Raw genomic sequence first — 10,781 nt, forward strand, 5'->3', positions numbered from 1 at the left:
GTTATGAAAAAGGTATATCTGATCTTCGTTTTATTAGTAATCGCTATATCAGGTTTTAGTCAAAAAAAAGGCCGATTTACTTACGAGCCTTATAATGATGCGAGTATTTGGAGTGATACGGTAGTTTTCATAAAAGTTTATCCACCTAGTTCTTCTTACTTTACATTGTCTTTTGAGGAAACATTAAAAACTACATCAACTACCTGGATTGTGCAGGGAGGATTTAACTTTTCGTGTAAATTAGGATTTAATTATTCAGAAAAAAATCCCCCAGGAGGCGGAGGCGTAACTAGCTGCGAATACATATATGATAGATTTGAACGTAATCCATTCTCTTTTTCTACTCCCCCTTTACATAATTCACCTACAGGCTGTCCACCTGCAAGTGATTTGATAGAATATAAAACATCCCCACAACCAGTCAAAGACGCAACCATAGATGACTTGACAACCAATTCAACTAATATTGATAAAGTAACAGAAGGTGGCAGAATACAATTTAATTTTGAAAATACTACAAACAATCAAACAGTAACATATCATTTACAAAAAGATATTGGAAACGGTTGGCAAACTATAAAAACTTATGCGCCTGATGGCTTTGCCTACAATATTGATCCTTATAGTTCAATAACTGATACAAATAAAATTATATATTTTCAGGTAAAATCAAAAGTGAGTAATGAACCGTATATCGGTGAATCCCATTCCTGGTATGATAGTGCCGGCTTTAATCTCACTGTATACCCGGGTGTTCATAACCTGGATGAAATACCTGAAGAAGTAATTTTTTGCGAAGATGGTGCGCGTACCCTGAATATAGGTCCACTGGAAACCGTGTGGGATGAAGTTGATGCTGTAAAAATTATGATTACCGAACCAGGTCAAGAAAATCCCAGTGCATATATGACCCAAATTTTGGAGAATGAAGATGATACTGCGAATGTTAATTTAACCACAGATGGTGATTATCTGTTCGAATTTCAAACCTGCATTGAAGATGTATGTGAAGGCTACCAACAAAAAACCATAACTGTCACCACCCGCCCAAATCCTGCCAATGCACTGAATAATTCTTACCTGGTTCAATCAGTGCCAGGCACGGGTAATGTCAATAGTGTACTTGATAACCAGTTTAACAGTACATATGATGCCTGGGTGGATGGAGGTGAAAGCCTAAATGTTCCGGGGAATTACAATGTGGAAATACAATATGCGGATGAAAACCCCGGCTGCACTTCCAATAAAAATGTGGAATTCCAAACACGTTACCCGGAATTCAATTTTGGGTTATCGTATAATGAGGGAGCAACATACCATGATGCGCCCGAAATTACTGTGAACCGGTCAGATGTAAATATGACCTATATAGGTTCGCTTGATACAAGTCAAATCGTAATTCAATGGCGAATGAATGATGGTGCCTGGCACAATGCAGGTGAGCTTGTGAGTTATGGTGCGTATGTCCCCGATATGGCCAATTCGGTTAATATTGATTTGAAATTATCCCATCCTGCGGCAAGCGAAAGCTATACCAAAAGTGCTACCAAAACCATTCCTGAATACCAGGGCATCAACTTCGAAGTGGAAATACTTGATATTGTAACCGGATGTGATTCAGCTCATACAGGTAAAATAAGAATCGATGATTATTATAATTTTTGGTTCGATACCCCAGTCTTCGTATGGCAAAATGGTGAAGTTATTGCTCAGGATATGATCGAAAGGCCTCATAATTTATATGATTCAATTGAACCAGTCTATTTCTTTTCTCTGCCAGCAGGAGAATTAAGAATTACCACCTCATATAATGGATATGACCTCGAAAAAACCATCACCATGCCCACGGATCCCGGGAATTTGAGTGAAAAAAATATTGATCTGGAAAGCGTAGATGTTACAGGTTGTGCCTATTCAACCAATGGAGGTATTAGGGCCAATCTTATTAATGTCATTGATGCCCCCGAATATGAATTATCGCGTAATGGCGTTGATTGGTACAAAGGCATATTCCATCAATTTGACAGTTTGGGGCAGGACACGTATTCCATATATGCAAATGTAAAAGGACTTGAAGCGTGTGTTTTTAGTAAGGAGATTACTGTTTCAGCGCCCGATCCTATTAGGCTAAACTTGCCCAATATAAGTGATCCGCAATGTCCAGGTTCAAATACCGGCTCAATACAATTGGCTGTAAATAATCAGTCAAATGAATTCATAAATTTTCATCTCGAGAAATTTTCTGGTGATACTATACAGTCCGGATTCATTCAAACTTCTTTTTATTCTATATTTTTGTTTAATGACTTACCTGCCGGTACCTATCACTGTTTTGCTGAGAATAGAGAGGGTTGTTTTTCTGATACAGTTCAGGTTACACTCAACGATCCGGATTCACTTAATGTAGTTAATGCCTCTACTGTCGACGTAAGTTGCAATGGTGGAAACAACGGTGAATACAGTTTTGGTGTTACCGGGCCTTATAGTACATTATCTTTTAAGTTGGATGGTACGGACATATCACTTTCAGCGCCTTATGCAATTATGGGTCTCGATGCAGGAAGCCATGAACTTATAATAACCAACGAACTGGGCTGTTCCATCACGCACGATTTCACCATCAATGAGCCCGAACCCCTTGACATCAGCTTTGAACACGAAACTTACAATGGATACCCAATTCGTTGCTATGACAGTTCTACCCAGGTGATAGCGACTGTAAGTGGAGGCAAATATCCGTACACAATTAACTTCAATGAAAATACTGTTCAAAATGACACATTGATAAGGCTTTTGAACGCAGGCAAACACCACTACACAGTTACGGATTCCAATAGTTGTATATTGGAAGATAGTATCACCCTGGAGCAACCTGATTCACTGAATCTTGATATTCTGAATACAATTAATCCTACCTGCAGTGGCTCTGAAGATGGCTCGATCGAGGTCCTCGGTAGCGGCGGTGTGCCGGGGTATAAGCTTTTTGTAGATACTGATTCGGTTTCCATTGATAATACGTACACCATAAGCAATCTGGGTGCAAATACCTATCCATTAGCGATTAAGGATTCTAATGGTTGTCGGTTTCCTACCCATGGTGATTATGAAATTGTTGATTTAGAAAACCCCAATCCAATAGTATTGGATATTTCTCAAATAAACGAGCCTACCTGTCATGGCTATGCGGATGGTTTTATCGAATATACAGCCTCGCACGATACACTTACCGAAAAAATGCTAACCATTTACCAGGATAGCCTCAATGGAACGGTGCTGCAAACCGATTACTTTCACGGTGATACCTTGAATAATTCATTGAATGACATCCCTGCCGGAACTTATGTGATTGAAGTAGTAGAAACAGCTACAGGTTGCAATACCAGCCAAAGCATTACAGTTGGTCAGCCGGATGAATTAACCTACAGTCATAATCATTTAGATATTACCTGCTATGGAGATACCGATGGTGCAATATCGCTGAATGTGGCAGGTGGCACACCTTCATATTCGGCATGGTACAATGGAGCAGGGCAGGATACGATCAATTTTAACGGGACTACAGCTGACTTTTCATCGCTGACACCGGGTGATTACACAGTTTCTATGACCGATAGCAACAATTGTCCGGCCACAGCCATCAATGGCGATTCTGTGCACATCAATTCGCCCGAAATGCCATTGGAACTTAACCTGCAATTTACGCAACCCACCTGCCATGGCGATGGCGACGGTACCTTAACAGCCCTGGCAAGTGGTGGATGGGAAATGTATGCTTTTTCAATGGATTCGGCAGGGTGGACAAATCATGATTCAACCCATACTTTCAATGCCCTCCAGGCTGGCATGCATCCAGTGTTTTTGCGCGATACGCAAAATTGTGTGGTGCTCGATTCCATTGAAGTTACTGAACCCGATTCTTTACTTGCAGATGATGTAATTGTAACCGATGCCAACTGTCCCGGCAGTGCTGACGGAAGTTTTGAAATTGTGCCTACAGGAGGTAACGGCAATTACAGGTTATTGCATCAGGCCGATACCATGCCCGCCATGCTTGTGGACAGCCTCTCTGCGGGTTCCTATGGCTATAAGCTGGAAGATGGCAAGGGCTGTATGTTCTCGGACTCTGTGCAGGTGAACGACCCGCCCGACTTCGACCACCAATTCACCCTGAGTGATCACAACGGTTTTGCCATACGGTGTAGCGGTTTAACAGATAGTGCATTGATTGAAGTTTCAGGTGGTTCGCCGGGTTATACGCTTAATATTTCTGATAATGGAGAAGTGCAACCTATTGATGCGCATCACTTTATGATCAATAACTTAAGCGCTGGCACTTATCAGGCAGAATTGACCGACGATCATGGGTGCCGCTATGAAGCAGAAGTGACGCTCAATGAGCCTGATACCCTGCAAATTGTCAATGAAGATATTTTGGAACCCTCATGTCACAATTATTCCAATGGCCAATATACCGGTCGAATCACTGGTGGAATCGACTGGGGCGCTGCAGATCAGTATAGCCTGACGCTGCATAGCGACAGTATCCTTTATCAGGACGTAGAGAATGGTTTTCAATTTCAAGGTCTGCCTGCCGGAAATTATGAACTTGTGGCTATCGACCCCAACAATTGCCAGGTCAGCCGGCAGCACTCCATTGCACAGCCGGAGCCACTAACTCTTGCGTTTTCAACTTCTCCAGTGGTTTGCAAAGGAGGTTCTTCGGGTGCTGCTAATGTGAACCCTACCGGAGGCACACCCGCGTATGCCTACCAGTGGTTCGATACCCTAAGCCAACAAGTAGGTGCAACAAAGGAAATCATCAATCTGGATGCGGGAATTTACAGGGTGGTGATCACCGACGATCATGGATGCACCCCACACGATTCGGTGCTCAATCAGGTAATTGTTCAGGAACCGGAATTGGCGCTTGCACTCGATACTGTGGAGATGACGCCGGTTCGCTGTTTTGGTGAAACTAACGGAGCCGTGAATTTAACTGCCGACGGTGGATGGTCCGACTTCCAATTTGCCGGTGAAAACCTCCTGTGGACCGGGTTAACCGATTTCACAGACCTTGAAACGGGCAATCACCGCTTTTACGTGCGGGATTCGTTAAATTGTATCGATTCTGCCGAAATATTCATTCCCCAACCAGACTCCATGCAGATTACCAATATTGACATCACCAGGCCCTTATGCCACGGCGGTAACGATGGAAGTGTAGCTGTTGAAATCTATGGGGGGAATGGCGGGTATATGTACAACCTGGGTCCCGATACCACAATATCCGGCTTATTCGACAGCATTCCTTCGGGTAACTATTTTTTGCAAATTGAAGATACCAAAGGTTGCTCTGCATCAGATTCTGTGTGGGTTGATGAGCCCACAGCCATCGGTCATGAAGTGGTGTTGCTGGTAAGACCCACCTGTACCCAGAACAATGGCTCTGTGGAAGTTGCTGCATCCGGTGGAACAGGCAGTATTGCCATTGACTGGACCAACGATTCAGTGCCGCCACAATTCGCCATTGACAGCCTGTTTGCTGGCATATATCCGTTTACCCTGACTGATGATAATCTCTGTACCTACACCGCACAGGTAATCCTGAGTGATATTGGCGGACCGGAGGTAGGTATGCAAGATATGACCATCCCTTCGTGCAACTACAGCGAAGATGGAGCCCTGTCGGTAACCATCACGGGCGATGCTCCGCCATTTATTGTGAACTGGTATGATGAAAATAACCAGGTCATCAATGGATTTGATGCCATCAACAATTTGGCGGGAGGCACATATACCATTGCCGTGCGTGATACCAACAATTGTCAGTACAATACTTCTTATGAAATTATTCCTCCTGAGCCGATTCAGTCGCAGATATTTTCAAAGGATGTGATATGCTATGGTGAAGCCAGTGGAGCCCTCGCTGTGGATGTGATTGGCGGTACAGCACCTTATAATCTGTCATGGTCTGCTGAAGGAGAAAATTGGCAGGCTTTATTGCAAAACGATACGCTTTCCCTGTCAGCAGGAACGTACGATGTAAAAGTATTTGATGCCCACAATTGTCATGATGAATCTACCGATTCAACCGGCATTTTATCAAAAGTCAATATCAATCAACCAATGGCACCATTAAATACATTGGCTACTCCAACTCCTGTCAAATGTTATGGTTACGCCGATGGAATGGTGTCGCTGAATGCCCTGGGCGGGTGGGATGTCGGCGAGTACCTGTTTGCCCTGAAAAATACCCCCTTTACCACGCAAAGAAAGTATACAGACCTTTCAGCGGGTAATTATTGGGCCATGGCAAAAGATATTGCCGGTTGTGTGGATTCTATGGAGGTTGAAGTTGGTCAGCCCGAGCTGCTCAAAGGCGCTGTGGCTGATTTTTCAAATTTGCAATGTAAAAACGACTCCTCGGGCTGGGTGCAACTTGCAGCCGGTGGTGGCACAGCACCATACTATTTCAGTTTAAACAATCCGGGTAATTTTTCTTCCCAAACATTTTATGATCAACTAACAGCCGGGGAAATTTCCATTTTTACCCGCGATAAAAACAATTGTGAAGATAGTGCTGCATTCATCTTAACAGAACCCGATTCACTAAAGTTTAATACTTTTGAAGCTTTGCCCTCGTATTGCCATATGGAAAATGGAACCCTGAGTATTTCAATGGAAGGAGGTACAGCACCCTATTTATTGCCCGATTCGACAATAACATTTGCCGATACACTGCAACTGAATAATCTTGCTGTAGGACAACATACTGTGCAAATCATTGATGCGCACGATTGCTTTATTGAAAAGGCTGTGGAGCTTGAATATGTGCCCGGAACAGATGTGGAGCTGACAGATATTGTCAATCCGCTGTGCTACGGCGAAAAAACGGGCACCATTAGCCTTTCTCCATCGCAGGGTACACCACCTTACGAGGTCTCACTAAACGGCGAACAGGGATACGGCATGGAAATTCAATCGCTTGCTGCCGGTTCATATACCATTTATGTAGCTGATCAACACGATTGTGTGGATACTGTGGAAGTGGAACTGACACAGCCTGATTCGCTTTACTTAAACATAATTAATGTATCTGATCCGGTATGTTTTAACGATAGTACCGGTTACATACAGTCAGAACCCATTGGTGGTACGGCGCCTTTTAACATTTATTGGAGCAACGGCCAATCGGGCGATGCCCTGGAGCTGCTCAGTGCCGGAGCCTATAGCTATCAATTGGTTGATGTCCATAATTGTGCCGATACCGGTCGTGTGATCCTGCAAAACCCCGATCCACTGGTTACAGTACTGCCCGATACATTGCATTTGTGTGCCAACCAAACCAAAACCCTGGATGCGGTTTACAACGATCATACTTACCTGTGGTTCAGGAATAATGACATGGTAGGTCAGGAACGTGAGCTGGCCATTGAATCAGCCGGGCTTTACAGTCTTGAGCTGTATTCACCCGAAGGCTGTTATGCCCATGATTCCACAGAAGTAATTGCTTACAGCTACGAAGCCGATGCCACATTACTTATGCCCACATCTGGCAGGGTGAATGATACACTGATTATGATTGACATTTCATGGCCAATGCCCGATTCATTGAATTGGCTTGTCCCATCATCATTCAATCTATTGGAAGCACACCAATATGAAGTACACACCCAAACCACCGAAGAAGGCGGATTCATGGCCGGATTGATCACTTATACCGGCAATTGTATTGCAGAGCACTACAAATCGGTCACCGTGGAGGGTTTCAACAATGGAAATGGCGGATTGAAAAACGGGCAGGGGGTATTCAAATCGGTAAAAGTATCACCCAACCCGGCCGTGGAAGATGCACTTCTGCTAATCGATTTATTCGATTCATACAGCACCAAAGTAGAATTGATTGATAACCAGGGCGAGGTCGTCATCCAAAAGGAGTTTGGAAAGGCTGAGACGCATCAGTGGTCAATGAAATTAAAATCGCTGGAACGCGGCATGTACTTTTTACGCATCCGGGCCAAAAATGAATACCGATTCGTGAAATTAATTGTGATTTAATAAATAAACAGGAAAAAATTATACACCATGAAAAAACAATATTATTTAAAGATCAGTTTGCTGCTAATGGCTTTTGCCACTCTGATGCTCGTTGCAGCATGCGAAGAAGAGCAGGAAGAAACAGATGAATCACAAGAAGAAATAGAGGTAAATGAAGCCCCCGATTGTGTTGTATTCGAACCGTTAGCGGGAGCTGAATTTGCAGAGGGTGATACCATCACAATCATAATTTCTGTAAATGACCCTGATGATAATCTGTCCCGGGTTGATATTCATGTAGATGATAGTATGATCAGCTCGATAAATGAAAGTCCCTTCAGAACGGAGTGGATGACAGCTGGCGAATCATTGGGTAGTCATGGGATTCATGTAGTGGCTGTTGATGAAGAGGGTCTTCAAGCAAGCGACTCCATTGATATCAACCTTAAAAAGGGTATAGAGTGGGGTAATGGCGTTACTGATATCGACGGCAATACCTACCAAACCGTAATCATCGGTGAACAGGAATGGATGGCCGAAAACCTGAAAACTATTACGTATAATGATGGTGAGCCTATAGAATTAGCTGTATCTGATTCTGCCTGGAGCAACAATACAACCGGTGCATATTGTTGGTATGACAATAATGAGTATCTATATGCCGATACTTACGGACCCCTTTATAACGGGCATGCCGTAATTACCGGAAACCTCTGTCCCGATGGTTGGCACGCCCCCTCTGATGAGGAATGGAAAACCCTTGAAATGGAATTGGGTATGAGCCAGGCTGATGCTGATACCTCATTTACTGCCCGTGGAATCAACGAAGGCAGTAAGTTAGCTGGTTTTGCAAATATGTGGGGATATAGCAACACCATAAGTCAAGACAGTGAATTCGGAACAAGCGGATTTAATGGTCTTCCAGGAAGATTTCGCAACGGTGCTGGTACTTTTTTTAATCCTTTATGTGGATATTATCATAGCTCAACAACAAACGGCATAGATGATGTTTGGATGCGGGCTTTATATTCTATTAGTACACGAATTTCTCGTTATAGCTTAACTAAAAGGAAGGGCGCTTCAGTCCGTTGCATAAAAGACTAGAAAATGATAAAATTAAAAGATGGAGTTAAAAGAGTGATTAACGGATATTTGTAGTTAATCGATGTTATTTGAAATTTTTTATAAACCATTAAGACTGGTTTTAACCACGGAGGACACAAGGAACACGGAGGAAATCAGCCCTGCACCCTTGAATCTCCCGCCTACTGCGGGACAGGCTCTAAAGGGATCTGCGCGCACCCTTTGATTCTCCCGCCTGCGGGACAAGGCTTCCGTTCCGGTCATTTGCAACAGATCGCTTCACTGCGTTCGCGATGATGCTTCGGCTACGCTCAGCAACCACGTCTCCGATCAGGCTAAATTCCTCACGAACCGTGCGTTAGCGCTTCCCCCTTTAGGGGGCTAGGGGGCGCGTGCTGGCAAGTGAAAATACTCTAAAGGGATCTGCGCGCGATTAGCGATGATGGGTTGAAGCACTAAGGAGAAGGTAATCTCTGTGTTCCCCGTGGCAAAACGGTGAGAAGGAGCAGGCTGCTGGCGGAGTTTCAGCTTTGCTCGCAGATGTTCAGTTGGTCTTTGGGTCCTTAGTGGTTAAAAAAATTAAAGTAACAGCAAAAACAGAAATAAAGTTATGAAGCAGGTTTTATTTGTATTATTGATTTTATGCAGTGTCATTGGATGGCAAAACGGGCATGCGCAGCAATATCCTGTGCAGGCCAATATGACCATTGCCGGACCCGCACCATCCACGGTAAGTGGGTTTGTGCCGGGCAATACTTCGCGCATTAATGTGAACCTGCTGCTCAACGATGTCACCACGCCATCGCTCGACGTGCGCCTGCGGTTTATTTTCGAAGGACCCGGGTTTAGCATCCAAACCAGTCCCAATGCCATTGTGCCGGACTTTACCCTGCAAGGTGGCATACCCCAAAATCTGGGCGTGGCGCTGGAACCCTATTTTCAACCTGGTGCATTTCAATTACTCAACGGATCGTGGGGCAGTTTCATGCCCAATGGCCGGTTGCCCGAGGGTAATTATACCATCAAACTGCAGGTGCTGGAACCCCGCCGCAATGTGGTTATTTCCAACACTGCCATCACCATGGCCTGGGTCATGCTCAACGATCCGCCTGCCATTGTACAACCGGCCGATGGCGCCCAACTCGATCCCGGGGCTGTACAGAATGTGATGTTCTCGTGGATACCGCAAAACTCAGTGATGCCCACGGGTGGACATCAAATACAGTACGAGCTTGAACTATGGGAAGTTCCGGCCAACGCCGATCCCAATGTTACCACGGGCAGCTTGCCTTCCAATCACAGCTATCAACTGCCCATGACCACCCTGATCTGGGGGCCGTCGTACCCGGTGCTTAATCCCGGATCGCACTATGTATGCCGGATTACGGCCAGCGATCCCTCCAACCAGGTGAGTTTTAAGAACCAGGGCCATTCGGAGCCCATCATGTTTCAATATGGTTCGGCCTGTCAAACCCCACTGAACCCTACCCACAGCGAAGTGGAAATCACGCAGGCCCGCATAAGCTGGGTGGCCCGTCCGGGTAGCGAACAGTTCCGGGTGGAGTTCATACCCACCGATGCTGATGTGGGCGAGGAGTGGCGTACCTTCGACACCGTGGGCGAAACAGCCATGATCCGCTCACTGTCGCCCTCTACGGCCT

General features: G+C 44.8%; 3 protein-coding genes. All 3 read left to right on the top strand.

Going from position 1 to position 10,781, the window contains the following annotated elements:
- Window positions 1-3: 3 nt before the first annotated feature.
- The gene (locus ACTB0Y_RS08125) at window positions 4-8,058 is read left to right on the top strand and encodes a T9SS type A sorting domain-containing protein (RefSeq protein WP_463206318.1); all 8,055 of its coding nucleotides are present in this window, start codon (window positions 4-6) and stop codon (window positions 8,056-8,058) included.
- 27 nt (window positions 8,059-8,085) lie between these two features.
- The gene (locus ACTB0Y_RS08130; RefSeq protein ID WP_463206319.1) at window positions 8,086-9,141 is read left to right on the top strand and encodes an FISUMP domain-containing protein; all 1,056 of its coding nucleotides are present in this window, start codon (window positions 8,086-8,088) and stop codon (window positions 9,139-9,141) included.
- Window positions 9,142-9,730: 589 nt separating this feature from the next.
- The coding region (locus ACTB0Y_RS08135; protein WP_463206320.1) for a hypothetical protein at window positions 9,731-10,781 on the top strand (1,051 nt) is incomplete at its 3' end.

The sequence above is a fragment of the Salinivirga sp. genome, assembly GCF_055145285.1.